This window comes from Tropicimonas sp. IMCC34011 (assembly GCF_003390865.1).
Classification (GTDB): domain Bacteria; phylum Pseudomonadota; class Alphaproteobacteria; order Rhodobacterales; family Rhodobacteraceae; genus Tropicimonas_B.
The window spans coordinates 927,091-952,098 of record NZ_QMEJ01000001.1 but is presented as its reverse complement, the minus strand read 5'-3'; the positions used below and the strand labels follow the sequence as shown (position 1 = coordinate 952,098).

24 protein-coding genes are annotated in these 25,008 nt (G+C 69.1%); 3 read left to right on the top strand and 21 right to left on the bottom strand.

The genetic code is table 11. The features are described 5' to 3' along the window. Positions 1-2: 2 nt before the first annotated feature. From DQG15_RS04585 to DQG15_RS04565, 5 genes are all read right to left on the bottom strand, one after another. Entirely contained in the window at positions 3-1,430 is a 1,428-nt protein-coding gene (locus DQG15_RS04585) for a circularly permuted type 2 ATP-grasp protein (protein ID WP_198665060.1), read from the bottom strand. Positions 1,431-1,620: 190 nt separating this feature from the next. Then, positions 1,621-2,067, bottom strand: coding sequence for a D-aminoacyl-tRNA deacylase (gene dtd, locus DQG15_RS04580; RefSeq protein WP_116083096.1), 447 nt, complete (start codon positions 2,065-2,067; stop codon positions 1,621-1,623). Then, the gene (locus DQG15_RS04575; RefSeq protein ID WP_116083095.1) at positions 2,064-2,993 is read right to left on the bottom strand and encodes a carbohydrate kinase; all 930 of its coding nucleotides are present in this window, start codon (positions 2,991-2,993) and stop codon (positions 2,064-2,066) included. The genes dtd and DQG15_RS04575 overlap by 4 nt, the downstream gene beginning before the upstream one ends. A 51-nt stretch (positions 2,994-3,044) precedes the next feature. After that, on the bottom strand, positions 3,045-3,722 hold the full coding sequence (locus tag DQG15_RS04570; protein WP_116083093.1) for a hypothetical protein: 678 nt from the start codon (positions 3,720-3,722) through the stop codon (positions 3,045-3,047). Between the two features lie 137 nt (positions 3,723-3,859). Continuing rightward, positions 3,860-4,990, bottom strand: coding sequence for a primosomal protein N' (replication factor Y) - superfamily II helicase (locus tag DQG15_RS04565; RefSeq protein ID WP_370454168.1), 1,131 nt, complete (start codon positions 4,988-4,990; stop codon positions 3,860-3,862). Positions 4,991-5,230: 240 nt separating this feature from the next. Between DQG15_RS04565 and DQG15_RS04560 the strand changes: the two genes are divergently transcribed. Further along, positions 5,231-5,779: a hypothetical protein gene (locus DQG15_RS04560; protein WP_116083091.1), complete on the top strand. Its 549-nt coding sequence runs from the start codon at positions 5,231-5,233 to the stop codon at positions 5,777-5,779. 24 nt (positions 5,780-5,803) lie between these two features. Here the strand turns inward: DQG15_RS04560 and DQG15_RS04555 are convergent, their stop codons facing one another. The 7 genes from DQG15_RS04555 to DQG15_RS04525 all read right to left on the bottom strand — a co-directional run bounded on the left by DQG15_RS04555 (position 5,804) and on the right by DQG15_RS04525 (position 12,625). Then, entirely contained in the window at positions 5,804-7,009 is a 1,206-nt protein-coding gene (locus tag DQG15_RS04555; protein WP_116083090.1) for an SPFH domain-containing protein, read from the bottom strand. 164 nt (positions 7,010-7,173) lie between these two features. Continuing rightward, entirely contained in the window at positions 7,174-8,148 is a 975-nt protein-coding gene (locus tag DQG15_RS04550; RefSeq protein ID WP_116083088.1) for a DUF2927 domain-containing protein, read from the bottom strand. Between the two features lie 7 nt (positions 8,149-8,155). Further along, complete coding sequence (locus tag DQG15_RS04545; RefSeq protein WP_116083087.1) at positions 8,156-9,352, bottom strand: toxic anion resistance protein; 1,197 nt, start codon at positions 9,350-9,352, stop codon at positions 8,156-8,158. A gap of 50 nt (positions 9,353-9,402) precedes the next feature. Further along, complete coding sequence (locus DQG15_RS04540; RefSeq protein WP_370454159.1) at positions 9,403-10,236, bottom strand: 5-bromo-4-chloroindolyl phosphate hydrolysis family protein; 834 nt, start codon at positions 10,234-10,236, stop codon at positions 9,403-9,405. A gap of 77 nt (positions 10,237-10,313) precedes the next feature. Continuing rightward, positions 10,314-10,523 (bottom strand): hypothetical protein, encoded by a 210-nt coding sequence (locus tag DQG15_RS04535; RefSeq protein ID WP_116083083.1) that lies wholly within the window; start codon positions 10,521-10,523, stop codon positions 10,314-10,316. 137 nt (positions 10,524-10,660) lie between these two features. Beyond that, entirely contained in the window at positions 10,661-11,518 is an 858-nt protein-coding gene (locus DQG15_RS04530; protein WP_116083743.1) for a TerC family protein, read from the bottom strand. 165 nt (positions 11,519-11,683) lie between these two features. Beyond that, positions 11,684-12,625 carry a pseudouridine synthase gene (locus tag DQG15_RS04525; RefSeq protein WP_116083082.1) on the bottom strand — a complete coding sequence of 314 codons (942 nt, stop codon included), beginning with the start codon at positions 12,623-12,625 and terminating at the stop codon, positions 11,684-11,686. 88 nt (positions 12,626-12,713) lie between these two features. Between DQG15_RS04525 and DQG15_RS04520 the strand changes: the two genes are divergently transcribed. Further along, positions 12,714-13,169, top strand: coding sequence for a nucleoside deaminase (locus DQG15_RS04520; protein ID WP_116083080.1), 456 nt, complete (start codon positions 12,714-12,716; stop codon positions 13,167-13,169). Here DQG15_RS04520 and DQG15_RS04515 read toward each other — a convergent pair. Together DQG15_RS04515 and DQG15_RS04510 are read right to left on the bottom strand one after the other, a co-directional pair. Next, the gene (locus tag DQG15_RS04515) at positions 13,166-15,556 is read right to left on the bottom strand and encodes an FtsX-like permease family protein (RefSeq protein ID WP_116083742.1); all 2,391 of its coding nucleotides are present in this window, start codon (positions 15,554-15,556) and stop codon (positions 13,166-13,168) included. The two genes, DQG15_RS04520 and DQG15_RS04515, sit on opposite strands and share 4 nt — an antisense overlap. Then, positions 15,556-16,212, bottom strand: a complete 657-nt coding sequence (locus tag DQG15_RS04510; protein ID WP_116083078.1) for an ABC transporter ATP-binding protein — start codon at positions 16,210-16,212, stop codon at positions 15,556-15,558. The genes DQG15_RS04515 and DQG15_RS04510 overlap by 1 nt, the downstream gene beginning before the upstream one ends. A gap of 142 nt (positions 16,213-16,354) precedes the next feature. Between DQG15_RS04510 and hrpB the strand changes: the two genes are divergently transcribed. Further along, positions 16,355-18,778, top strand: a complete 2,424-nt coding sequence (gene hrpB / locus DQG15_RS04505) for an ATP-dependent helicase HrpB (protein WP_116083077.1) — start codon at positions 16,355-16,357, stop codon at positions 18,776-18,778. Positions 18,779-18,782: 4 nt separating this feature from the next. Here hrpB and DQG15_RS04500 read toward each other — a convergent pair whose 3' ends face one another. The 7 genes from DQG15_RS04500 to DQG15_RS04470 all read right to left on the bottom strand — a co-directional run bounded on the left by DQG15_RS04500 (position 18,783) and on the right by DQG15_RS04470 (position 24,963). After that, complete coding sequence (locus DQG15_RS04500) at positions 18,783-19,496, bottom strand: gamma-glutamyl-gamma-aminobutyrate hydrolase family protein (RefSeq protein WP_116083075.1); 714 nt, start codon at positions 19,494-19,496, stop codon at positions 18,783-18,785. Continuing rightward, positions 19,493-20,482, bottom strand: coding sequence for an amidoligase family protein (locus tag DQG15_RS04495; protein WP_116083074.1), 990 nt, complete (start codon positions 20,480-20,482; stop codon positions 19,493-19,495). The genes DQG15_RS04500 and DQG15_RS04495 overlap by 4 nt, the downstream gene beginning before the upstream one ends. 67 nt (positions 20,483-20,549) lie before the next feature. After that, positions 20,550-20,753, bottom strand: coding sequence for a CsbD family protein (locus DQG15_RS04490; protein ID WP_116083072.1), 204 nt, complete (start codon positions 20,751-20,753; stop codon positions 20,550-20,552). 125 nt (positions 20,754-20,878) lie between these two features. After that, the gene (locus tag DQG15_RS04485; protein WP_116083071.1) at positions 20,879-22,465 is read right to left on the bottom strand and encodes a phospholipase D-like domain-containing protein; all 1,587 of its coding nucleotides are present in this window, start codon (positions 22,463-22,465) and stop codon (positions 20,879-20,881) included. Between the two features lies 1 nt (position 22,466). After that, positions 22,467-24,197: a sensor histidine kinase gene (locus DQG15_RS04480; RefSeq protein WP_116083069.1), complete on the bottom strand. Its 1,731-nt coding sequence runs from the start codon at positions 24,195-24,197 to the stop codon at positions 22,467-22,469. Next, positions 24,197-24,769: an RNA polymerase sigma factor gene (locus tag DQG15_RS04475; protein WP_116083068.1), complete on the bottom strand. Its 573-nt coding sequence runs from the start codon at positions 24,767-24,769 to the stop codon at positions 24,197-24,199. Before DQG15_RS04475 ends, DQG15_RS04480 begins: the two co-directional genes overlap by 1 nt. Further along, a complete protein-coding gene (locus tag DQG15_RS04470; protein ID WP_116083066.1) occupies positions 24,766-24,963 on the bottom strand; it encodes a NepR family anti-sigma factor in 198 nt (65 codons plus the stop codon). Before DQG15_RS04470 ends, DQG15_RS04475 begins: the two co-directional genes overlap by 4 nt. Between the last annotated feature and the right edge of the window lie 45 nt (positions 24,964-25,008).

Below are 25,008 nucleotides of genomic sequence, written 5' to 3'. Positions count from 1 at the left end.
CGTTACTCCTCCAGCACCCAGGTATCCTTGGTCCCGCCGCCCTGGCTCGAATTGACCACGAGCGAGCCCTCCTTCAGCGCCACGCGGGTCAGCCCGCCCGGCGTGATGTCGATCCGGTCGGGGGAGACGAGAACGAAGGGCCGAAGGTCGACATGCCGCGGAGCGAGCCCCGCCTCGGTCAGGATGGGCACGGTCGACAGCGCGAGCGTCGGCTGGGCGATGTAGTTTCCCGGCTTCGCTTGCAGCTTGGCGCGGAACGTCTCCAGCTCCTCGCTGGAGGCCGCCGGGCCGACCAGCATCCCGTAGCCGCCCGAGCCGTGGACCTCCTTGACAACGAGTTCGGACAGGTTGTCGAGCACGTAGGCAAGGCTCTCGGGATCGGAGCACCGATGCGTCGGCACGTTCTTCAGGATCGGCTTCTCGCCGGTGTAGAACTCGACGATCTCGGGCATGTAGGAATAGATCGCCTTGTCGTCGGCGATGCCGGTTCCGGGGGCGTTGGCGATGGTGATCCCGCCCGCGCGGTAGATGTCCATGATCCCCGGAACGCCGAGGTAGCTGTCCGGACGGAAGTTCAGCGGATCGAGGAAATCGTCGTCCACCCGGCGATAGAGCACGTCGATCGGTGTGTACCCCCTCGTCGTGCGCATCGCGATGCGGCCATTGTCGACCCGCAGGTCGTGGCCTTCCACCAGCTCGGCGCCCATGTGATCGGCGAGGAAGGAATGTTCGTAGTAAGCGGAGTTATGGATGCCGGGCGTCAGCACCGCCACGCGCGGCTTTCCGGACGTGGAGGGCGGCGCGCAGGCGGCGAGGGAGCGACGGAGCCGCAGCGGATAATCCTGGACGCCCTGCACCTTGATCGCGCCGAAGAGCTCCGGGAACATCTGCAGCATCGTCTCCCGGTTCTCCAGCATGTAGCTGACGCCGGAGGGCGTGCGGGCATTGTCCTCGAGAACGTAGAACTCGTCCGGGCCCGTGCGCACGAGGTCGACGCCGACGATGTGGGTGTAGACACCGCCCGGAGGCGACACGCCGATCATCTTCGGCTCGAAGGCCTCGTTGTTCTCGATCAGGGACTGCGGGACGCGACCGGCGCGGACGATCTCCTGCCGGTGGTAGATGTCATGCAGGAACGCGTTGATCGCGCGGACGCGCTGCTCGATGCCCTTTGTCAGGCGCGCCCATTCGCGCCCCGAGAGGATGCGCGGGACGATGTCGAAGGGAATGAGCCGCTCGCTCGCTTCCGTCTCGCCGTAGACGTTGAAGGTGATGCCGGTGCGACGGAAGAAGCCTTCCGCCTCGCTCGCCTTCTTGCGCAGACGGGCCAGTTCCTCGGCCTCGTACCAATGGCTGTATCCGGCGTAGGCGGAGCGGGCACTGCCATCCGCCGCCAGCATCTCGTCGAAAAATTTCTGGCCGCTGTTCATGGCTTAGCAGAATGGCGCGGCTCTAACGTAAGTCAAGCAGCCGTGAGGTGCACGTGAGGCCGGCAGCGGGGCGGGCGCTCCGGCCGCGCATGGAGCAGGGGGAGCACTACCCGGCCCGGACGCCTGCTCTTCATGGCTCTCGCGCCGCGATCCCATGATCCCGCGACACCCCGCACATGACGCAGCGGCATCAGCTCCCGGCCGTGTCCATCCAGATGGTCACCGGCCCGTCATTGACCAGCGAGACGGCCATGTCCGCTCCGAACCGCCCCGTGGCGACCTCGATGCCGGCCGCCCTCAGCGCCTCCGCGAAGGAGAGGTAGAGCGCCTCGCCCTCCTCCGGCGGCGCGGCCGCGGAGAACCCCGGCCGATTTCCGCGACTGGTATCGGCGGCGAGCGTGAACTGCGACACGACCAACGCAGCGCCGCCTGTATCGAGGAGGGAGCGGTTCATCCGCCCGTCCTCGTCGCGGAAGATGCGCAGTTTCGCGATCTTTGCGGCGAGCGCCCGGCCGGTCTCCTCGGTATCCCCCCGCATGGCACAGATCAGGATGACGACGCCCGGCCCGATCTGTCCGATCGTCTCGCCGTCCACGGTAACCGAGCCTTCGGTGGCGCGCTGGATCAGGGCCCTCATGCCAGCTCGTCCGCCCACGGGGGATTGGCGCCTGCGCGGGAGACGGTGACGGCGGCCGCCCGCGCGCCGAGGCGCAGGGCGGACAGAAGATCGTCCGTCGGGATCCGCTTGAGCGCGCCGGGCGACAGACGCCCCGCCTTGTGAAGCCCCGCCAGCAGCCCTGCGTTGAACGTGTCACCCGCGCCCACCGTATCCACCACCTCGACCCGGTCCGCGAGGACGAGGTGTTCCTGTCCCGGAAGGTACGCCGTAACCCCTTTCGAGCCCTGGGTGACGCAGACGAGATCGGGGCCGAGCGCCAGCATCTGCTCCGCCCGCGTCGCGATGTCGCCGGGCCCGAGGATCCATTCGAGGTCCTCGTCCGAGACCTTCACCGCATCCGCCGAGGCGATCATGCGAAAGACGCGGTCCCGGAACGGGCGGTCCTCCTTGATGAAACTCTGCCGGATATTCGGATCCAGCATCACCAGTCGCTTGCCCGATTCCCGCTTCGCGAGGGCCTCGTACGCCCCGCCGCACGGCTCCGGCACGAGGGAGATGCCGCCGACGAAGACCGCATCCACGCCCTCCATCTTCCTCGCTCCCGGCAGATCCCGCTGGCGGATCTGCCGCGCGGCGGAGGCCTCGTCGTAGAAGGCGTAGCGCGCCTGTCCGTCCACGAGCTCGACGAAGGCGAGCGTCGTCGGCCGGTCCGAGCGGATGGCCGGGGCGGCGTCCACCCCGCTCGCCTCGAGGGCCGCCATGAGCCGGGTGCCGAACAGATCGCGGGAGATGCCGCAGAAGAAGCGTACCGGGATGCCGAGCCGGCCGAGCGCGATGGCGGTGTTGAAGACGGCCCCGCCCGGAACCGGCGCGAAGGCGTCCTCGCCTGCGGTGCTCGTCCGCGGCAGCATGTCGATCAGGGCCTCGCCCGCGCAGAGGATCATCGCATCACCTTTTTTGGTACCGGCGCAGTCGCGATTAGCGAAGGCGGGCCGCTACGGCAAGGCGCGCGTCTTCGGCGGAACGCGCGGGATTGCGAACGCCACCATCAGAGAGGCCACGAGAAGCTCGCCCCCGTCCTCGACGGCGGCGAGGATGATGGCCGCCGCGCTGTCGTCCATTCCCCCGCGCGCGGCCATCACATGGGCCATGTCGCCGAGGATGCCGAAGACGGCGAGAAGTCCGATAAGGCCCGTCAGGATCAGACCGAACCGGCGCCCCTCCGGCCCGTCGCGGCGCCAGCCGCGGAAGAGCAGAAGCGCCGCGATCACGCCCCAGAGCGCCCAGATCATCAACTCGCCGCTATCTTCCACCCGCAGACCCGGGAGCGCCGGAACGCCGAGGCCGGTCGCCAGCCATTCGCCGACCCGCTCGTGCAGCTCCAGCGAATCGTCGAACAGGATGATCAGGAAGATGTAGCCGAAGGATCTCGTCATCTCGCCGGCCCCGCGCTTCGCCGCGATCAGGAGCGCGACGGCCGCGGCCAGCCACTTGGCGTAGATGTAGGACGACGCGATGCTGTCCTGCTTCTCGATATCGAGGAGGTTCGGAAGGTCCCCGCCGGTGCGGAAGGCGACGATCAGGAAGACCGCGACAAGAACGATATCCCCCGCGAGGAGCAGCGCGGCCCACCTTGCGGAGAAGCGGGAACGAAAGGGGGCGGCAGGCGCCATGAAGCTCTCCGGGCGGGGCGTGTCATGAAACTGTTACACGCCTTACCTGTGCGCCTGCGGCGGGCCGGGCAAGCCCCGGCGCGGCATCCGCGGCACGGGGCGTGACCGATCCGCCCCACCTTCGTCCCTGTCCCGGCTCAGCCGTACATCCCGTAGAAATAAGCGAAGACGCCGGCGAGGATCGCGGCCACGAGGACGGCGAATGCGATCTTCCACTTCGACCACGGCCGTTCGCCTTTCACCTCTCCCGTGCGGCCGTTGACCACGAAACGGAAGGACTCCCCGCGGAACTTGTAGGCGGCGAGCCAGACGGGCAGCAGGATGTGCTTGAACGTGACCTGCCGATGCTCGGTGGACAGGCCGGAGATCCGCTGGTGGTCTCCGCCGATGTCGCGCCGGATATCGCCCCGGATCACAGTCTCCATCTTGCCCTTCGCGACACCGAACCCCTCTTCGACCGGGACCGAGTATCCCTCGGCCCGGAACCCGGCGAGATAGGCCGGAAGATAGGTCCTGAGAGCCCCCAGATCCCACGGCTCGAGCGCGTCCGTATGCTCCACCGGAAGGGACCGCGAGGCGACCACGAGCACGTCGTCGAACGCGCGGGAGACATGGCCCGAGACCGACCGCCAGCGCGTCTTGCGCACCCGAACGGTCTCCGTCTTGCCGTTGCGGACGCGCCTTTCGGTGGTCCAGTAATCGTCCCCGCGCTGGCCGGAATACCGGGTCGCGGTGGCTGCGTCGAACGTCCAGTAGGGCACGTAGATCCCCTGCATCCGGCGCCCCTTGCGGGCGTAGTCCCGCAGACCGTTCGGCGCGAACCACAGGCCGCCGAGCCAGTCGGTCATGTGCTGCCGCGCCGCCTCTTCGGTGATCTTGAAGGGCAGGACGGCGGATGGCCGGACATGTCGGTGCGCCGCGGCGCCCGCCACGAGGGGGGAGCCGCAGAACGGACATTCCCGCGCCGTCCCGGCCTCACCCAGTTCGACATTCGCCCCGCAGCTGTCGCAATGGACGGTGCGGGTCGTCTCCATCTGCGCCTCCGGCAGGCCGCCGCGCGCGGCCTCGGCGAAGTCGAGCTCGCGCAGCGCCTCGGCCAGCTGCGCCCCGCCAGGCGCCTCGATCGCTTCCTCGTGGCCGCAATGGTCACACAGAAGCTCCATCCCGCCGGGACGGAAGCGCATGTCCGAGCCGCAGGCGGGGCAGGGGAAGCGATGCTTCTCGATCTCTCCGGGGGCCGCCTGGTCTTTGGCGGTCACGGGCGGCAGGGGAGGCGGCACTTGGATTCTCCGGCGGTTCGGGTCTGCGGCATACGAGCGCGGCCCACGGGCGCGCAAGTCCGATCAGGGGCGCGGTGTGCGGCGCGGAGGAGTGTTCCCGCCAGCCGCGCGGCGCGTCAAGCCGCCCGGCGCGCATCGGCGGCAATCATCCGGCGCCGCGGGGCAATCGCTTGACGGCGCGCCTCCCTCCGGCCCATCTGACCGCCGATCCCAGACCAGGCCCTCGTCATGCTCCGTCTCTGCCTTGCGCTTCTCCTCCTGCCGATCCCAGCCGCGGCGGACATGGCTTACTGGACATTCGCCTGGGAGGGGGCCGGCGACTGGCGGCTCGAGGGCGCGATGTCCTACCCCGAGCAGGAGAGCGGGCTCGTTACGGGCGCTGACGTGTCCTGCTTCGCCATCCAGGGGTTCGCCGGGGAGGAGGAGGTCGGCCGCTGGGGCCTCGGCGATCTGACGCTGGACACGACCTGGCGCCTCACCTTTGCCCCGGGCGCCGGGGCCTTCGTCGTCGAGGGCGAGGGCATCCGGATGCCGCAGGCCTGGAACATGGACGGATACGGCACCGATTGCGGGCCGGGCGGTTTCGGCTTCAACATCGGCAATGCGGCGCAGGATCTCTGCCTCGACGGCCGTCTGGTCACCGAAAGCCAGCGTCCGCCACAGACGCCGTTTCCAGCGCTGCGCGCCGATGCTCCGATCGACTTCCCCGAGGGCGCGTGCCGCGCCGCGCCGCTTCTGTCGCTGCTGGCTCCCGCGCCCCGGTCCGCTTTGCGCTAAACATCAAGGCGCCGGCCCGACGCTTCAGCCCGCGGCGGGCGGCGGAGGCGGAGGTGGCATGACGGTGAAGAGCTGCGCCAGTTCGGCCACGTCCTCCGCCGGCATCCAGCCGTCCTGCCCGGCGGTCCAGACCAGCGTGGCACGGGTGAGGCCGCCGTCCTGCGCCATCCGCCCGAGCCGGGCCTTGCTGTAGGGGCCGTGGGTCTGCCCGTTCTCGGCGATATGCCAGACTTTCTCCACCGGGGGAGGCGGCGGCGGCGCGGCCTGCGCGGGGGGCTGATGCGCATCCGGGTGGCCATGCGCGCCGGCAGGACCGCCGGCCTGACCTTGCGACGATTGCGGTATGGCGCCCCAGGGACCGCGGGCCATGCCGCCCGGCTGCCCCATGATCATGTTCCCCATGGACATCCCCATGCCCATGCCGAGACCGGCGCCCATGCCGCCACCGCCGCCGGGATTGCGCGCGGCCTGCTCCATCGCCTCGGCGGCCTGGTACTGGGTGTAGCGACCGAGATCGCCGACGACGCCCATGGACGTCCGCTTGTCGAGCGCCTTCTCGACGGCGGGCGGAAGCGAGATGTTCTCGATGTAGAACTCGGGCAGGATCAGGCCGTATTCGGCCAGCACCTTGGACACCTCGGTGGCGATGATCTTGCCCATGTCCGAGGTGTTCGCGGCCATGTCGAGGACCGGGATGCCGGAGGCCGCCATCACCTGGCTCGCCTGCTGGACAATGATGTTGCGGATCTGGAAGCTGATCTCGTCCATGGTGAACTCGCCGTCGGTGCCGACGATCTCGCTCATGAAAAGGCCGGGGTCCGTGACCTTGATGGCGTAGGTCCCGAAGGCCCGGATCCGCGTCGGTCCGAATTCGGGATCGCGCAGCATGACCGGGTTCTTGGTGCCCCACTTCAGATCGGTGAAGCGGTTCGTCGAGACGAAGTAGACCTCCGCCTTGAACGGCGACTTGAAGCCGTGGGACCAGTGCTGAAGCGTGGTCATGATCGGCATGTTGTTGGTCTCGAGCATGTAGAGACCGGGGCTGAAGACGTCCGCAAGCTGGCCTTCGTGCACGAAGACCGCCGACTGGCCTTCGCGCACGGTGAGCTTGGCGCCGTACTTGATCTCGTGCCCCTCGCGCTCGAACCGCCAGACCAGCGTGTCGCGGGTGTCGCTGGTCCAGTGGATGACGTCGATGAACTGGCCGGACAGGAAGTCGAGAATGCCCATGGGATGCGATCCGTCTTGTGACGTGGTTGTCAGGTGCGCCCGCATTCAGGCGCGCTGCGGGAAGTATATCCTCAAAAGGAGGCCCTGCGCCACTCGCGAAGGGCACCGCCAGCGGGCCGCGGTCTTCCGGGAGGTAGGTGGTTCGGAGCGGCCAACGCGGCGGCTCAGCTGCCGGCGCCGAACAAGCCCTCGGCGATCCGCTTTACGATGGGGCGTGCCTCCGGCTCCGCCATGCCGATCCGCAGACGCGGGTCGTACAGGATCCTCAGCATGTCCTCGTCATGCCGGGTCAGCAGCGCGAATTCCTCGTCGTCGTTGAAGATCGAGGGCCGGGCGGTGGGACTGTCATTGGCAAGGCCGAGCCCCTGGGTGACCTCTTCGTGAATGCAGGACGTCCGCAGAAGATCAGGATGCTCCGCCCGGATCACGGCAACGGCGCGATTGTAGGGAGCCGACGGGCCGTCCGCGAAGGCGAACACGACGCAGTAGGTCTCCCGCGCCAGGTTCTCGATCTCCCGCGTGGTGCTGCTGGACAGGCCGGGCACGAGGCTGCGCAGGAGCGCGGCCGAGGAGCGGCGCTCGGTTTCCGTCAGGATCAGCACGTCGAAATTCGCGTCGGACCCTGTCGTGACGGAGACCGGGTGGCCGGTGGCGGCGGCCAGCCGCGGAACGAGGTCCGAGAGGGACTTGCGGTCCTGGGCCCGTTTCCGCGCCGGCACGCCGTCCCCCACCGTCAGGCGGATGCGCACGGGCGCGTCCCAGCGGTGCAGGCGGGAGGCGGTCTCCTCCGGCACGAGGCCGGTGCTGAGGAAGCGATACTCGGAATAGAGCGCGACGCGGACGAAGTCCTCCGTCAGGCGAAAGGCGCTGCGCGGCGTGTCCGGTCCGCCGCCATCGGTGCGCAGAAGCCCCTGCGACTTGAGGTTGGTCTGAACGCGATTGTAGTAGGCGACGAGGCGAAGGTCCTCCGTCGAGACGGGAAGGTCGGGCTTCGCCTCCGCCCGCGCCTCGGGACGCGGGGATGTTGCCGCGGGCGCCGTCCGCACCGCATCCTCCGGCGGCTGCGCGCAGGCGCAGAGGAGCGCCAGCGCCGCGAGGGCGCCGATCCGCTGAAGCGGAAGGAGGGTGCGCCCCGTCACGATCCTCTCAGCGGGGCGGGAGCGATGTTGCGGCGCTGTCGCCGAGACCGGTCTGGCGGGAGCGGGCGGAGGCGAGGGTCTGCCGCAGCTCGCCCTCCATCTCCACGAGATCCTTCTCCGCCGCGGCGCGCCTCGCCTTGCCCTCGTCGGCGATGGCAAGGCTTTCGTTGATCGTCGCGATGAGATCGGCATTCGCCGCCTTCACCGCCTCGATGTCGAACACGCCTCGCTCCATCTCGGTGCGTATCGCGGAATTGGCCTGCCGAAGGTTCTGCGCGTTGGAGCGCAAGAGCTCGTTCGTCAGATCGTTAGCGCCCTTCACCGCCTCGGCGGCCTCGCTGGAGCGCTGGATCGTCACCGCTTGCGCCAGCTGCGTTTCCCAAAGCGGGACTGTGTTGACCAATGTCGAGTTGATCTTGGTGACGAGGCTCTTGTCGTTCTCCTGCACGAGCCGGATCGAGGGCAGGGACTGCATCGTCACCTGCCGCGTCAGCTTCAGGTCGTGCACCCGGCGCTCGAGGTCGTCCCGCGCGGCGCGCAGGTCCCTCAGCTCCTGCGCCAGCATGACCTGGCGGTCTTCGGGAGCGGCATTCACCTCCGCTTCCTTGGCCGGGATGTCCTCGGCGTCGATGCGGGCGATCTTCTCCTCGCCGGCGGCGATGTAGAGAGCCAACTCGTCGTAGAAGGCGAGGGTCTTCTCGTAGAGCAGGTCGAGCGCCTTGATGTCCTTCAGAAGGCGGTGCTCGTGGGACAGAAGCTCATCGGTGATCCGGTCGATCTGGTCCTGCACGTCCTCGAAGCGTCCCATGAACCGGGCAAACGGCGCGGCGCGGCCCATGATGCGCTCAAGGAAGGTGCGCTTGCGGCGGGTGTCGAGCTCGGTGACGGAGAAGCCCTTGATGGCCGCGACCATGCTGCGGAGGCTGTCGCCCGCGGGGCCGACATCCTTGCTCTTCACGTCGGCGAGCATGGACTGGCTGATGCTCTGCAACTCGCCCTGCGCGCCCGCGCCGAAGGAGACGATGGAGCCGGTATCGGTCAGGTCAATCTCCGCCATCCGTCGCGAGATCTCGGCGGACACGGCGGGGTCCGCCTGCGCCATGGGAGTGACGGCGTTGGCGGGCGAGGGCTCCGGCAGCGCAACGTTAGTCACGTCGCTGGCCGCGGTCTCGGCGCCCTGGCCCTTTTCCTTGATCCTCGACATTTCCGGTCTCCTTGACTTGGCCCGCACCGCTTCAGCGCCGGACCTGCGGATCAGTTCCGCTCGGGGTCCACGCCCTCGCGGGCAAGCCTGTCCCTCAGGACGTCGATCTCGATATCGAGGCTCTGCCGGTCGCTGTCGAGAAGCTTTGTCGTTCGGGCAGCGAAATTCGCCTCGAGATCGTCGAGAAGCGAGAGGAAGTCGGCCCGCGCCCCGGGATCGGGCCGGCGGCGGGCCAGTTCTTCGTATTTCACCGCCGCATCCCGCGCGCCGACGAGGTAGACGGAGAGGTAGCGCCGCGCGGCGGCAAGGTCCCTCGGATCCTCCTCGACGGTGCGGAACATGCGCCGGGCGGCGGCGGCGAAGCTGGCCACGCGGACGACGACCTTGCGCTCGCCGATGCGGCGGGCGGCGGCTTCCATGTCCGACAGGACCGCTTCGCCTTCCTCGACGGCGCGCTGCGCCCGGTCGGCCTGAGCGCCGACCGCACCGCCCATGCCCTTGTCCCGCAGGGGGTCGAGGCCGAAGGCGGTGACGTGCAGGATCGTCGCGATGATGCCGAGGATGGCCGGGCCCAGAAGCGCCGGCGCCTCGGCGGGGAAGGCGGCAAGCGCCACGCCGGCGCCGGTGAGGACCGAGGCGAGGATCTTGCGGGGCAGGGCCGGGCGGCGGGCGATCTTGCGCGCCTGAAACGCGCGCTCCGCCTCAAGCCCCTCGGACAGCATCCAGGCCGCGAAGACGAGCACGGCGCAGGCCGCGAAATCGGCTGCCATCCCGAGAGGAGAGGACGCTAGCCCGGTCCAGAGGAGCGGCAATGGCGCGAGATAGAGAAGGTTGACCCGACCGCGCCCGCGCCGCGGGGCCATGCGCGCGGGGGTGTCCGCCATCCGGCGACCGGCGCCGCGCGGCGGCCTGTCCGTCCCGCCAGCACCCGGTGAATAGCGTCCGCCGAACCGTTCGGCCATCACTCCGCCCCGATCAGCCCGGTGGAGACGCCGGCCACGAGAAGCCACAGGATGCCGAAGGCCACCTTCTGAACGGTTCCGCTCCTGATCGGACCCTCGGCCGGCTGCGGTTCGCGCGCGCTCAGAAGGAGACGCCCCGCCGCGACGATACCGAGCAGGAGCGCCGCCCCTACGAGGGCGATGAAGCCGAGAAATATCACGAAGCGCACGCCGCACCCCTCTCGCTTGGGTTATTCATGGCCTTCAAGATGGGGCTGCCGATCCGCGCGGCCAAGGCCCCCTTCGCCTTTCCCGGAAATACCCCGGGGGAGGCCGCCCGTTTTCGGGCGGCCGGGGGCGGAGCCCCTCAGAGACGCGTTCCGCCCTGCATGCGGGCCTGCTGCTTGTGGCCGCGGACACGGGAGCGGCTCTCCGTCTCCAGCTTGCGCTTGTAGCCGGACTGCACCACCTCGACGATCACGAGGACCACCACCGAGAAGTAGAATGTCGTCTTGGACATCGGCAGCAGCTCGTATCCGAAGATCCGCAGCTGAAGGGCCTCGTCATGCGCGGCATGGGCCGCGGCGGGCCCCGCCTCGCCGATCAGCACGACGCCGACGATCAGCAGGATGAAGAGACCGAGCACCTCGTACATGCGGTTCTTCTCGAGGAACGCCGTCACCGTATCGGCCAGCAGAAGCATGGCCAGACCGGACAGCAGGATCGCGGCGGCGAGGACCGGGAAGACGGTGGTGATGGCGATCGCCGACAGCACCGAATCGAAGCTGAAGACGAGGTTCATGACCACGATCAGCATGATGACGCGCGTGGCGGACTTGCCGGACTTGTTGTCGAGATCGACATCGAGATGCTCGATCCGAAGCATGTGCCCGATCTCCTTCACAGCGGTGTACATGATGAAGATGCCGCCGATCAGGAAGACGCAGGTCGCGAAGTTCACGCCCCCGGTCAGGATCCCGTCCCAGTTGAAGACGTAGAACGGAGCGGTCAGCATGCCCAGAAGCTGGAGCATCACGAACAGCAGGACGATCCGCAGCGTCACGGCGATGATGATGCCCCAGAATCGCACCGAGCGCTGCTGCGCAAGCGGTGCGCGCTGGCTCTCGATGGAGATGTAGAGAAGGTTGTCGAAGCCAAGCACGGCCTGGAGGAAGAGCAGCATCAGAAGATTGCCGCCGTTTTGGAGCGTGAAGAGATCTGTCATCGGAAAAAGGGTCATCGCCTGATTGGGTGTGTCGGGTCCAGAAAGGCACGGCAGGCCGTCGAGGGCAACATTGCCGTGATCTCTGCGTGAGCCGGACGCCGGATCAGACGGGCGCCGAAGCGGACTCGCCGGCCCCCTCGAGGCTCACGCGGGTGATGGCGTATCTCAGCGCGAACGTGGGGGGCGACCGGGCTTGGAGCCTCCACCGGAGATCCGACGCGGCCCGCGGCCCGGCTTTTCGGGTGCATCCCGGCCCGCCGGACGGGTCTTCTTCGCGGACGCACCGGCGCTCGCCGGGCGAGTGTCCCTTGCGGAAGACGAGGCGGCGGGACGGCGTCCCTTCTTCGCAGGGGCGCCCTCAGGCACATCCTCGGGATCCATGCCAAGCTGATCGCGCAGGATCCTGCCCTTCACCTCGGACACCTCGCCGCGCTTGAGCTGGCCCAGCTGGAACGGACCGTAGCTGACCCGGATGAGGCGGTTGACGACGAGGCCGACCGCCTCGGCGGCGCGCCGGATTTCCCGGTTTCGCCCCTCGCGGAGGCCCACGGTCAGCCACGCATTGGCGCCCTGCTGCCGGTCGAGCGTCACGCTCATCGGCTGGAAGCGCTCGCCGTCCACCTCGATACCGGCGCGGAGTTCGGCCATCGCCGCCTCGCCCGGCGCGCCGTTCACCCGCACCCGGTAGCGCCTGAGCCAGCCGGTGGAGGGGAGTTCGAGCCGCCGCTTGATCGCGCCGTCATTGGTCAGAAGAAGCAGCCCCTCGGAGTTGAGATCGAGCCGGCCGATGCTCATCACCCGGGGCATGGTCTCGGGCAACGCGTCGAACACCGTCTCGCGGCCCTTTTCGTCCCGCTCCGTCGTCACGAGGCCGGCGGGCTTGTGATAGAGCCAGACACGGGGCGGCTCGGCCGCCTCGAGCGCCTTGCCCTCCACGACGATCCGGTCGGCGGAGGTCACGTTCAGCGCGGGACTGTCGATGCGTTTGCCGTTGACGGTCACGAGCCCGGCCTCGATCAGCCGTTCGGCTTCGCGGCGGCTGGCACGGCCTGAACGGGCGATCACCTTGGCGATGCGCTCGCCGGCGGGGGTGGGGCTGTCGGTCATGGCTCCGGCCATAGGGGAGGGCGCGGGACTTCGCAATCGCCATGACGCTTGCGGAGGCTGCCGCACCTCGGCTACCGCGCTTTGCGAGATGAGCCGCTTCGCTCCGCATATGGATATCGCCCTCCGGGAGGCCGAAGCCGCCGCCTCGCGCGGCGAGGTGCCCGTTGGAGCCGTGCTGCTCGATCCCGCGGGCCGCGTGGTGGCGCAGGACGGCAACCGCACCCGGGAGCGCTCCGACCCCACCGCTCATGCCGAGATCCTCGTTCTGCGCGCCGCCTGCGCCGCCGCCGGATCCGACAGGCTCCCGGGCCATGTCCTCTACGTTACGCTGGAGCCGTGCCCGATCTGCGCCGCGGCGATCTCGGCCGCGCGCATTTCCCGCCTGATCTACGGCGCCTCCGACCCCAAGTCCGGCGGCATCGCGCAAGGCCCCCGCATCTTCTCCCACCCGCAGGCGCATCACGTTCCTGAGGTGATCGACGGCGTGGGAGAGCGGGAGGCGGCCCGGCTCCTCAAGGACTTCTTCGCCGCCCGGCGGGGCTAGCGCTCGGCCGAGAATGTCGCGAGGAGCCGCGCGGGCGGCGCGGTCCAGAGCTTCCGGGCAGGGATCGCCGCGGCGATCAGCGCGGCGGCGAGCGTCGAGGCGAGAAGCCAGAGCCATTGCCCGGGGAAGATGTCCATCGGCAGCCGCCAGCCGAACGCCGCCACGTTGACCACCGCAAGCAGCGCCCAGGCGAGGGCAAGTCCGAGCGGCAGGGCGAGGACGAAGGTGATCCCGGCGAGGAGCGCCGCGCGCAACAGCTCCAGTATCGCCAGCCGCCGCCGGCCGAGGCCGAGCGCCCAGACAGGCGCGAGCTGCGGCAGGCGCATGGTCGCGAGCGTCAGGAGCCCCGTCAAAATCGCAAAGCCGGCCACGCCGAGGGTGAGGACGCCAAGCGCACCGGTCACAGCGAAGGTCCGCTCGAAGATGCGAAGTGACGCGGCCTTGATCTCCTCCTGCCGGGTGATCCGGGACGGGGGCAGGCCGAACTCCCGAAGCGCCGCCGCCAGCGCCTCCGGCTCGGCGGTGCGTACCCCGAAGCGCAGGCCGGTCACCGCTCCGGGGCGACGGGCCTCCAGCAGCGCCAGCGACACCATCGCCTCGCCGGAGGGATTGCCGTAATCGGAGTAGATCCCCGCGATCGGCAGGCTCCAGTCGGACCCGAGCGCCACGGGATCGCCGACGGAGAGACCGGTGCGCCGCGCGAGCTGCTCGTTGACCAGCGCGGCCTCGCCCGCCGCCAGCCTGTCCCACGCCCCCGGCGTATCGGCGAGGAGCGGCCAGTTCTCTCGGTAGGTAGGATCGTCCACCACGCCGCTGATCGCGCCCGGTGCGCCGCCGAGCACCGCCTCGGCCGAGCGGATCGGCAGGACGGCGTCGGCGCGCCCCTCCAGCCACGCCGCGAGCCGTGTCGCCTCCGCGCCCGTCTCGGCCTCGACGTAGAGCTCCGCCGCGAGGCGCTGATCGAGCCAGCCGGTGAAGGTCTGCCGGAAGGAGCCGACCATGGTCGACACCCCGACATTCGCCGCCACCGCAAGAAGGAGCGCCATCATCGCAAGCGACAGCCCCCGCGCCTGAAGTCCCGTATCGGCCCAGAACCATTCGGCCACCGGTCCCCGTGCAAGCCGCCGCGCGCCGGCGAGGATCAGCGCGAGGGCCGCCGGCAGGATCAGCGCCGCGCCGAGAAGCAGTCCTCCCAGAAAGACGAACCCCGCCATCAGGCTCTGTCCCCATTGCACCGCGACGAACCCGCAGAGCATGAGAAGACCGCCCGCCGCCGCCTGCACGGCGAGCGCGCCGGTGCCGCCCCTGACCCAGGCGCGCGGGACGGCGCCCTGCAGAAGCGGCATCCGGGCAAGGCCCGCGAGGCCGGACGCCGCGGCGAGGGACGTGCCCAGCCCCGCGAGCGCCAGCCCGCCGAGGGCCCAGCCGGGACGGAAGGCGAGGGTGCCAGGAACCTCGGCGCCGTAGAGCCCGCCTAGTGTCGCCGCGACATCCGGCAGGAGGACGCCCGCGACGAGGTAGCCGGCCGCAACGCCCGACGCACCCGCGACGAGGGCGAGAGCCAGCGTCTCGGCGAGCATCAGCGTTAGCGCGGTCCGAAGCGGCAGCCCGAGCGCGCGCAGCGTCCGCAGCATCGCCCGCCGCTGCTCGAAAGCGAGAGAGAGCGTGCCGTGGACGATGAAGAGCCCGACCGCGAAGGCCAGCAGGCCGAAGGCGGTGAGGTTGAGGTGAAAGCTGTCGGTCAGCCGTGCGAGATCGTCGCCGGTCGTGGGGCGGCTGAGGATGAGACCGGGTGCGGCCTCGCCGAGCGGGCCCGGCGCCGGGCCGGTCAGAAGGAGACGGCTGACGGAGGTGCCGGCATCAAGGAGCCGCGCGGCGACGGAGATGTCCGCGACGATCTCGCCGGGAGGAAGGGAGCCCAGCTCGCGCACCTCGTCGATCCCGGAGAGGGACCGTGCCGCGTCAGCGACATCCGGCGCGGCCAGAACGAGGGAGGCGCCGGAGATGAGATCCAGCCCGTCACTTTCGGTCGCGCCCGCAGGCAGCATGTCCCCCGGTGCGGTCAGTGGCTCGATGCCGAGAAGCCGGACACGCTCATCCCCCGCCTGCAGGGCGCCTTCGATGACCGGGGTGACCGGCCAGCCGGCCCGGCGGAGGGCGGCGTAGGTCTCTACCGGCACAGGTCCGCCGCCGGGGCCGGAGATGGAGGGCAGGGCCCCTGCGCCGAGGCGGGCGGAGGCGCTGGCGTAGCTTGCCCGCGCTTCGGCGTTGATCGCCTGCACGGCTGAGAAGAGCGCGGTCGCCATGACGAGCCCGAGAAGGAGCGCGGCGAGTTGCCCCGGGTGGCGGCGCCAATGCGACAGGAGGGTGAGAAGCGCGGCCCGGATCACCTGAGCTGTCCGAGCGTGAGATGCGCGCGCCGGGCGAGACGGGCGGCGTGGCGCTCCGAATGTGTCGCCATGACGAGGCCAGAACCGCTCTCGGCGGCGAGGTCCGTGAGCAGGGTCATGACCCTGTCCGCGGTCTCCTCGTCGAGGTTTCCGGTCGGTTCGTCCGCGAGGACGAGGGCCGGGCGGGAGGCGAGCGCCCGCCCGATGGCGACCCGCTGCTGCTGCCCGCCGGAGAGCTGGTCGGGATAGCGCGTCAGGTGATCCGTCAGCCCGAGCCGGCCTGCGAGGTGCCGCTCCCATTCCGTGTCCTGACGCCCCGCGAGACGCGCCTGAAGCGACAGGTTGCCCGCGACGGTCAGGGAGGGGACGAGGTTGAACTGCTGGAAGACGAGGCCGATCCGGTCCCGCCTCAGGCGCGCGCGGGCGGTATCCCCGAGGCCGGCGAGGTCCGTGCCCGCGATGCGAAGATCGCCCCCGTCCGCGGGCTCTAGGGCCCCCAATATGTTGAGAAGGGTGCTCTTGCCGCTGCCGGACTCGCCGGTGAGGGCGAGCGTTTCCCCGGGAGCGAGAGACAGGGACACGCCGGACAGGACCGTCCGCCGCGCCTCCCCCGTGCCGAAGGACTTCTCGATCTGATTGGCTTCGATGAGCATTGCGGCGTCTGAGATAGCACGAGGGAGCGGCCCGCCTAGGCGACGGGAGGCCGCGGCGCGCGCCGGGCCGGGCAGGGCGTGCGCCATCCCGCGCCGCGCCTCCCCCCTCGACCCGGTCGCCCGCCTCGGGCAGGTAGGCGTCATGACCCTGCCCATCGATGCCGTCCTTCCCGATTTGCTCGACGCCCTTCGCCGGGAGGGACAGGCCGTGCTTCAGGCGCCTCCGGGGGCGGGCAAGACAACACGGGTTCCCTTGGCGATCATGCAGGCGGAGCTGGTGCAGGGACGGATCGTCATGCTGGAGCCGCGCCGCCTCGCCGCCCGCGCGGCGGCGGAGCGCATGGCGGACGCGCTCGGCGAGGCGGTCGGCGAGCGGGTCGGCTACCGGATCCGGGGCGAGGCGAAGGTGTCGGATGCGACGCGGATCGAGGTCGTGACCGAGGGGGTCCTGACCCGCCGGCTGCAATCGGATCCCGGGCTGGACGGCGTCGGCGCGGTGATCTTCGACGAGTTCCACGAGCGGTCCCTCAATGCCGATCTCGGCCTCGCCCTCTGCCTCGAGGTGCGCGGAGCCTTGCGGGAGGACCTCGTGATCCTGCCGATGTCCGCCACACTGGAAGCGGGGCCGGTGGCCGGGCTGATGGGCGGCGCGCCCGTGATCACAGCCGAGGGGCGGGCCTTTCCGGTAGACGTGCGGCACCTGGACACTCCGGTTCCCAAGGGCAAGCGCTTCGAAGAGGCGATGGCGGAGCTGATCGCGCATGCGCTGACGCAGACGGACGGCTCCATCCTTGCCTTCCTGCCGGGCGAGGGGGAGATCCGCGGCGTCGCCCGGCGCCTGTCCGTCCCCACGGATACGGAGATCCGGCCGCTCTTCGGGGCGCTTCCCTTCGCGGACCAGCGCGCGGCCATCGCGCCGTGCCGGGCGGGGGCAAGGAAGGTCGTTCTGGCCACGTCCATCGCCGAGACCTCGCTCACGATCGAGGGGATCGCCTGCGTCGTCGACGGCGGGAAGTCGAGGCGGGCCCGGTTCGATCCGGCCTCCGGCATGTCCCGCCTCGTCACCGAGCGGGTGACACGGGCCGAGGCGACGCAGCGCACCGGACGGGCGGGGCGGCTCGGGCCGGGGATCTGCTACAGGCTCTGGACGAAGGGGCAGGAGGGCTCGCTGGCGTCCCATCCCCCGGCCGAGATCGAGGCGGCGGACCTTGCCGGCCTCGCACTCGACCTCGCGCTATGGGGCGCACGGGACGCGGCGGACCTGCCGTTCCTCACCGCCCCGCCGGCGCCGGCGCTAGCCGAGGCGCGCGCGCTGCTCGCAGACCTTGGCGCGCTGGGTGCGGAGGGCGGGCTGACGGAGCACGGGCGGGCCATGGCGCGCCTGCCGCTCCATCCGCGCCTGGCGCACATGCTGCTCGTTGCCGGCCGGTCGGCCGCGCCGCTCGCCGCGCTCCTCTCCGAACGCGATCCGCTGAAGGGCGCCGGGGTGGATCTCAAGGCGCGGCTTCGGGCCGTCCGGGGGGAGCGCGTGGCGGCGGAGGTTTTGACCGGGCCACTCAGGCGCATCCGGGAGGAGACGAAACGACTGTCGAAGCTGACCCCGAAGGGCGACGACCTGCCACCGGAGGAGGCCGCCGCGCTCGCCTATCCCGACCGGATCGGCCTCAGACGGCCCGGCGATGCGCCGCGTTGGCTGCTTTCGGGCGGCAAGGGCGCGGCGATGGAGGCGGGCGACCCGCTCGCCGGAACCCGGCTTCTCGTCGCGACCGATCTGGGCGGTGACACGCGGGAGGCGAGGATCCGGCAGGCGGTACCAATTGCCGAGGCGTCCCTCAGGCGGCTGTTCGCGGACCGTATCGAGGCGGTGGACCGGACCTATTGGTCGGTGCGGGAGGGCAGGGTCGTGGCCGTCACGCAGGAGCGGCTCTGGGCGCTGGTGCTGGCCGAGACGAAGCTGGATGCGGACCCCGCGGACGTGGCGCGCGCGGCGCTGGACGGGGTCCGGACCATCGGGCTTCCCTGGCGGCCGCGTGCGGCGCGTCTGCGGGATCGGGCGGAGCTGTTCCGGGCGGAGGGCGGTGATCTGCCGGACATGTCGGAGGAGACGCTGATGGCGGAGGCGGAGGAATGGCTGCTGCCCTACCTCACCGGCGTCAGGACCGCTGCCGATATCCGCAAGCTCGACACCTTCGACGCGCTTCAGGCGCGGCTCGGATGGGATGCCATGAAGCGGATGGAGGACCAGATGCCGCCCGTCTGGGAGACCCCGCTCGGCCGCCTCGTCCCGATCGACTGGGAGGGCGATCACCCCGAGATCGAGGTCCGGGTGCAGGAACTCTTCGGCGTCACGGAGCATCCGGTGATCGGTCCCCGGCGACGCCCGCTGCGCGTCACCCTCCTGTCTCCCGCCGGTCGCGCGGTGCAGACGACGATGGACCTGCCGGGTTTCTGGACGTCGAGCTACGCCGATGTGCGCAAGGACATGCGCGCGCGCTACCCGCGGCACCCGTGGCCCGAGGATCCGCGCCAGTCGGATCCGACGCTCCGGGCGAAGCGCCGAACCTGACCCGTTACGGGGAAATGCCCTCGGCATCGACATGGGCGAGCTGTGCGCGGCTCTCGCGATAGGCGCGCGCGGCGGTCACGAGGGCGCGGAAGATGCTGCGCTGGCGCCGGGCGTAAAAGAGGTGTTCGGGATGCCACTGGACGCCGATGGCGAAGGGATCGCGCACCCGCTCGATGGCCTGGATCATCCCGCCCTCGTCCCGGGCGGCGACGGCGAGCCCCTCTCCAAGCGTGTCCACGGCCTGCGAATGGAGCGCGTTCACACGCATCTCCTGCGGTCCGCAGATCGTGGAGAGGCGCCGCTCGGGCTCCAGTCTGACCCGTTTGCGAGGCAGGATCGTGCGATACTTCCGCGACTCGTATGTGCTGTAGGCGTCCTGATTGAGCGTGCCGCCGAGCGTGATGTTGAGCATCTGGCTGCCACGGCAGATCCCGAGGATGGGGGTGCCGTCCTCGAAGGCGATGCGGGCGATGTTCTGCTCCAGAGCGTCCCGCTCGGGGTCCAGCCGGGCCGATGTGACGAGTTCGCCGCCGTAGAGATCGGGAGAGATGTCGTCCCCTCCGCCGATGATGACGCCGTGCACCGCGTCGATATCGACGTCACCTGCCGTGACCCATTTGACTGCCTTCCCGCCGGCAAGCCAGATGTTGAAGGCGACGAGCGGGAAGATACGCCAGCCCGACCGGCTGGAGGCGGTGACGCCGATCCTCGGTTTCATGCGCGCGTCTCCACCAGTCCCGCGGCGGCGAGGCGCTTCGCGACCATGCGCGGCCAGTCGAAGCGGGACGTGATCCATGAGGCGCGATAGGCCTTCCAGTCCTCCGCCAGCGTGCCCAGGAGCGTCGGATGGCTCGCGACGTTCTCCACGAGCACCCAGCGGTTCCATTCGTAGGCCAGCGTCCATCCCTCTTCGTCGATCCGGCAATCCGGCAGGCGATAGTGAAAGGTCGGACGGGCCGAAATGCCGCCGCCCATCCTGCCGCGCACCTTGCCCGGCATCAGCTCCTTGTACGCCGGGAGCATGTCCAGAGCGCGGTTCCGGGTCGGTGTCAGGGAGAGATAGAGATCGATCAGCGCCTCGATCGAGCCGGGGGGATCAGCGGCCAGTGCATCGAGGAGGCGCCGGGGATAGGGATCGACGAAGGGAAGGACGCGCCGCGCGGGGTCGATCTGGTCCGTATCGCGCAGGTAATCCTCAAGGAAGGCGAAGGCGCGAAGGACAGGCAGGATCGAGCCCAGGTCCGGCGCGCGCCACTCGGCGTTGAAGTGAACGCCGAAGCCGAGGAAGAGGCCGTTCCGGCTACCGGACGCGCCGGCGCGGCGAAGGACGTCCCGGATGTCATCGAGAGGCGCGAGGGACGAGGCCGGGAGGGGCGGGAAGACCAGTTCGACCGGAACCACGGCGCGCGCCATGGACATGCCCACATCTGCAAGTTCGGAGGTCACGCGGTCGCGGTAGGCGGTGTCGAGGTAGACCTTGATCGTGCCGAGGGTACTGTCCCTCAGGCGGAGTTCGTAGGCACCCGTGCGGTCGATGGTGCCTCCGCAGATATCGCGCAGGATCCGGGCGACACGGACCTCGTTCAGCCCGCTCAGCTCGATCTCTACACCGACCTTTCGCTCCGTGCCCCGGTCCGTCAATGGATAGGGAAGCGGCAGGAAACGGGTCTGCGGATCAGGATCGCCCATCCGTTTCGATGCCATGCCGACCTGCACATCCTCGTTAAAACCACGCGGGGGCCGAACCGGCCCCCGCGCGCATCATCTGATGTTAATGGTTGTAGTCAGCCGCGAAGCGATCGAGTTCCGCCTTCGCTTCTTCCTTGGACTTGCCGTACCGCTCCTGGAGGAGACCCTCCATCCGCTCGCGGTCGCCGGCGGCCTGCTCGACTTCATCGTCGGTGAGATCGCCCCACTGCTGGCGTACGGCGCCCTTGGCCTGTTTCCAGTTACCTTTGACTTGATCCCAGTTCATGATGACCTCCTAGATCAGAGTTATGCACGTAAAACGCGGCCCGGCCGGCCGGCGTTCCAGAGATGACCCGACTGAAGCGAAGAATGGTCAGGTGGATCGGCTGACACCCGCCGGCCGCCCGCGCCTCAGACCATCTCATCGGGAACGCCCGGCAGGTGGCGGCCGAATTCGCGAGCGGGGGTGCGGGTGTAGGGCAGGATGAACGAGCGCCGGTCTTCCGGCTTCGCGGCACGGTTCGCCTCGGCCAGCTCCCGCCAGCGCTTCGGGGCGTCCATGCCGGAGAGATAGGGCGTGTGGTCGTCTCCGGGCGGAAGCCAGTGGCCCATGCAGCGCGCCTTGACCGCGTTCGCCGCATCGTTCCCCTCGAGCGCGACGCCGGCCTCCGTGTCCCACCGCATCGAGCGGCCGTTCAGGTTCGCGGAGGAGACGATGGCGGTGCGGTCGTCGAAGATGGAGACCTTCGCGTGGATGTAGATCAGGGGCGCGCCGAAGATCGTGTCCCGCCCGCCATGTTCATCGCTCCGGAGCTGCGCCGGGCAGCCGAAGAAGACGCGGTCCCCGAAGGCATCCTGAAGGATTTCGACGCAATCGGCCTGAAGAGCTTCACCGAACCGCGCATCGAGATCGTTCGCGCCTTCGAAGGCAACATCCTCAGGGGCGGCGGGCAGCGTCATCACGAGGGACAGATCCGGCCGGTCCGTTCCCGCCTTGGCGAGCGCATAGGCAAGGCGACGATCCCGGAAGAACTGGCTTTCGAGGTAAATCAGGTCGTGGCTGGCGTCGATCTCGTCGAAATGCCGGTCTGCGATTTCCTTGCACCGGGTTCGCGGCGACAGGCGCGGCCATTCCACGCGGCGCTTGGCCGACAGCGTGCGCAGAAGATGCTTCGTGGCCTTCGGTCGCGCCCCGGCCGTCTCCGCCTGGAAGCGGCCGATATGGTCGTGGACCTCCTCCGCGACGGGGCCCTCGATGCGGACTTGCACGTCGTGCCAGGTCGCCTCGGCGGCGCGGTTGTGGCTCAGCGTGTCGTAGCGGCGTTCGTTCAGGTCGAGCCCGCCGATATAGGCGACCTTGCGATCGAAGGCGGCGATCTTCTGGTGATGCGTGGCCGGCGTGATCGAGGGCGGCCAGGCCTTCGGCCTCAGGTTGCCTGTCCTGTCCAGCGTCGTCCGGGCGCGGATGCCGGGCATGTCGGTCAGCCGGCGTTCCCGGTCCTCGGGTTCCATCTCGTTGAGCTCGCGGCAGATTTCCTTCAACGCGCCGAGTACTTTCGGTGCGAAGATCGTGCGGGGGAGAAGGCCGACCTGCGCGGCATGAAGCGCAGCGGTGGCGGTCAGCAGGTCCGGCCGGTCGGAGCGGGCGCCGATCTCGTGGAGATGCCGTATCGAACGCCATGTCAGGCGGTGCAGGTTCGGCCGCGCGACGCAGTCGAAATCGCTGATCACGAACGTGATCCGGACGCCGCGATTGAGGGTATGGACGATCAGGTCCCGCCACGTCTCGCCGATCTGGATGCATTCGGGCGCCCGCAGGAACGTCGTCGTGTCGAAGATGCGGAAGCCGGCGCGGATCTCCTCCTTCGCCTCGAGAAAGCACCTCTCGAGGACGGGATACGCTTCCTCAGCGGTGATCAGCAGATCGAACGGACGCCGGGGATCGCCGGGCGCGCCCTCGCTGGCGGTGGCGCGCGTGTGGAGCGCGGTTTCCGTCACGTCAGTAATCCTGCGTATCGGGCTTGAAGTGGACCACGTCGAATTCGGCTGTCACGGTGTAAAGTCCATTCGAGATGTCGATGTCGATATCCGCGCCGAGTTGGCTGGCGAAGGCCTGCATCAGCTGGCTGCCGAGCCCCACGCCTTCGTCCCCGTAATCGGCCTCCGTTCGGGCGGCCATGGAGTTGCGCACCACAAGGCGGGCGGAGTTGCCCTCCAGCCGGTTGAGGCGGACCTCGAAGACGGGATGCGTGCCGCCTTCGCCGTGCGTCCCCATGTACTTGGTCGCGTTCGTGGTTGCCTCGGCGACCAGAAGGGAGAGGGGAACGGCCTGATCGGGGAACATCTCGATATGCTCCACCTCCAGCTCCAGCGGGCGGCGCTTTTCGTCCGACGACGTCAGCTGCTCGACGATGGACTTGACGAGCCGTCCGGCATCCGTGCGCCCGAGGTCCTGCGTCTCGTACAGATTGCGATGGATGGTCGCGAGGCCGAGGATCCGCTCCTGCAGACGCTTCAGGATGGCCTTGGTCTCGCGGGACCGGGCCCTCCGGATCTGCATGTTCATGATCGAGGAGATGAGCTGGAGGTTGTTCTTGACCCGATGGTGCACCTCCTTGAGGAGAATGTTCTTCTCGTGGACAGCATTCTCGAGGGCGGCCTCGTCCTGTATCAGCGCGTCGGCCATCTGCAGGAAATCGTCCTCCATCTCGGACAGCTCCAGCGCCATCTCCGATTCGCCTGCGCCGGGGACGAGCCGGCGGTTGCGGGCGAACTGACGCATCTGCTGGCCGAGGGACCGGACATGCCGGATCACGAGGCGGTGGACGGCGAAGAAGGCGACGACGAGGCTGGCGATCCACATCATGATCGGGAAGAGCCACGGCGGGAAGGCGAGGGCGGGGCGTTCGAGCTGGAACTGCGACGGGCTCCATGCCCCGATGGCGAAGGCGACGTCGGGAACGACCGGGGTGATGGCAAAGCTGCGCTGCTGCCCGAGCCCGTCCTCGCCCGAGAACACGAGGGGCCCGAGGCCCACGAAATCGGTCAGCGCAAAGTTCGCCGGCAGACGCTGCTCGGCGGTGGCCACGTCACCGCGCGCCGCGATCACCTGGCCGTCCTGATTGAACAGGATCATGCTGAGCGGCACCTCCGTCAGCGTGCCGTCGTCGGATTCTGGAAGTGCCCGGTCGGGGATCGAGACGTTGATGAACCCGATCAGCTCGTCACCCCGGCGCACCGGGACGCTGACGGTCACGACGTCCTCCCGGCTGATGATGGCGTTGCGGAGGGGAGCGATCCGCAGGCGGGGATCTTCGCTCTGGGCGATGTAGAGAGGAGACTCGGTGACGTCGCGGGCTTCCCCGAGGGAGGAACATGTGACCTGGCCGTCGAGCGGCAGGAAGCCGACATAGGTGTAGAGCTGCGACTGCTCGACAAAGTTGCCGAGATAGCTTTCGCACCTCTCCGCATCGTCCGACATCTCCGGCAGGACGGAGCCAAGCGCGCTGGCCGCGCCGATGGCGGTGTAGAGCAGGCGTCGCTCCCCGAGGGCAGCCTGTTCGGTCAGCGCCAGAACGGAGACTTCGGCGACCTCCCGGATAGAGCGCGTCACTTCGCGCGTCTGCCATACGGCGATCAGGCCGAGCGGCAGCAGCGCGATCGACAGCAGCATCACCAGACGTGTGCCGAGGCCGCTGAAGAGGCGTGACGGAAGGCTCGGTCTGGGCATCAGAGCGGCTTCGACGAGGATCGGGACAGGACCGCCATCGTGGCGCTATCGGTCATTCCGATCTCGTCCGAACCGAGACCGAGAAGCTCGGCGAGGCGGGCGCGGCCGCGATTGGTGCGGCTCTTGATCGTGCCGATGGCGACGCCGCACATCTCGGCGGCCTCCTCGTAGGAGAACCCCGAGGCGCCGACGAGGATCAGCGCCTCGCGCTGTTCGTCCGGCAGCTTGGCGAAGACGCGCTGGAAATCCGCCATCTGGAGGCGGCCGTCATGGGCGGGCTTCTCGGCGAGGCCCTCCGCGAAGGTGCCCTCCGAATCGGCAACCTCGCGCCGCATCTTCCGACGGTTCGAATAAAACGTGTTGCGCAGGATCGTGAACAGCCACGCCCGCATGTTCGTGCCGACCTCGAACTTGTCGATGTTCGACCAGCCCTTGACCACGGTGTCTTGCACGAGATCGTCCGCAGCCGCGGAGTTGCGCGTCAGGGAGAACGCGAAGGCACGGAGCGCTGGCAGGTGCTCAACGATCTCTTCGCGCGGGTCGGCCGCTGGCGTTCCGGATGCTTTTGTCACTCGGACCCGTCCTCGCTCGAGGGGGCTCCCTGTCCGCCGTCAGTGGAGGAGCCGGACGCCGCGGCCTCGTCCTGTGCCCTCAGGGATTGGAGCAGGGCGGTGAACCGATCGGGGAGGTCCTCGTCCACCTTCTGCTGGAAAACCCGCCGAAGGTTCGTGTCCAGGTCCGCGGCGGATCTCTTCTTCTCAGACATTTCAATCCCAATTACTGTTGATCGCGGGCGCCGAGGCCTATCTAC

Excerpts from the sequence above, each read along its gene's own strand:
- DQG15_RS04585 (WP_198665060.1), bottom strand. The coding sequence starts at position 1,430 with ATGAACAGCGGCCAGAAATTTTTCGACGAGATGCTGGCGGCGGATGGC.
- dtd (WP_116083096.1), bottom strand. The coding sequence starts at position 2,067 with ATGAGGGCCCTGATCCAGCGCGCCACCGAAGGCTCGGTTACCGTGGAC.
- DQG15_RS04575 (WP_116083095.1), bottom strand. The coding sequence starts at position 2,993 with ATGATCCTCTGCGCGGGCGAGGCCCTGATCGACATGCTGCCGCGGACG.
- DQG15_RS04570 (WP_116083093.1), bottom strand. The coding sequence starts at position 3,722 with ATGGCGCCTGCCGCCCCCTTTCGTTCCCGCTTCTCCGCAAGGTGGGCC.
- DQG15_RS04560 (WP_116083091.1), top strand. The coding sequence starts at position 5,231 with ATGCTCCGTCTCTGCCTTGCGCTTCTCCTCCTGCCGATCCCAGCCGCG.
- DQG15_RS04555 (WP_116083090.1), bottom strand. The coding sequence starts at position 7,009 with ATGGGCATTCTCGACTTCCTGTCCGGCCAGTTCATCGACGTCATCCAC.
- DQG15_RS04545 (WP_116083087.1), bottom strand. The coding sequence starts at position 9,352 with ATGTCGAGGATCAAGGAAAAGGGCCAGGGCGCCGAGACCGCGGCCAGC.
- DQG15_RS04540 (WP_370454159.1), bottom strand. The coding sequence starts at position 10,236 with ATGGCGGACACCCCCGCGCGCATGGCCCCGCGGCGCGGGCGCGGTCGG.
- DQG15_RS04530 (WP_116083743.1), bottom strand. The coding sequence starts at position 11,518 with ATGACAGATCTCTTCACGCTCCAAAACGGCGGCAATCTTCTGATGCTG.
- DQG15_RS04525 (WP_116083082.1), bottom strand. The coding sequence starts at position 12,625 with ATGACCGACAGCCCCACCCCCGCCGGCGAGCGCATCGCCAAGGTGATC.
- DQG15_RS04520 (WP_116083080.1), top strand. The coding sequence starts at position 12,714 with ATGAGCCGCTTCGCTCCGCATATGGATATCGCCCTCCGGGAGGCCGAA.
- DQG15_RS04510 (WP_116083078.1), bottom strand. The coding sequence starts at position 16,212 with ATGCTCATCGAAGCCAATCAGATCGAGAAGTCCTTCGGCACGGGGGAG.
- hrpB (WP_116083077.1), top strand. The coding sequence starts at position 16,355 with ATGACCCTGCCCATCGATGCCGTCCTTCCCGATTTGCTCGACGCCCTT.
- DQG15_RS04500 (WP_116083075.1), bottom strand. The coding sequence starts at position 19,496 with ATGAAACCGAGGATCGGCGTCACCGCCTCCAGCCGGTCGGGCTGGCGT.
- DQG15_RS04495 (WP_116083074.1), bottom strand. The coding sequence starts at position 20,482 with ATGGCATCGAAACGGATGGGCGATCCTGATCCGCAGACCCGTTTCCTG.
- DQG15_RS04490 (WP_116083072.1), bottom strand. The coding sequence starts at position 20,753 with ATGAACTGGGATCAAGTCAAAGGTAACTGGAAACAGGCCAAGGGCGCC.
- DQG15_RS04480 (WP_116083069.1), bottom strand. The coding sequence starts at position 24,197 with ATGCCCAGACCGAGCCTTCCGTCACGCCTCTTCAGCGGCCTCGGCACA.
- DQG15_RS04470 (WP_116083066.1), bottom strand. The coding sequence starts at position 24,963 with ATGTCTGAGAAGAAGAGATCCGCCGCGGACCTGGACACGAACCTTCGG.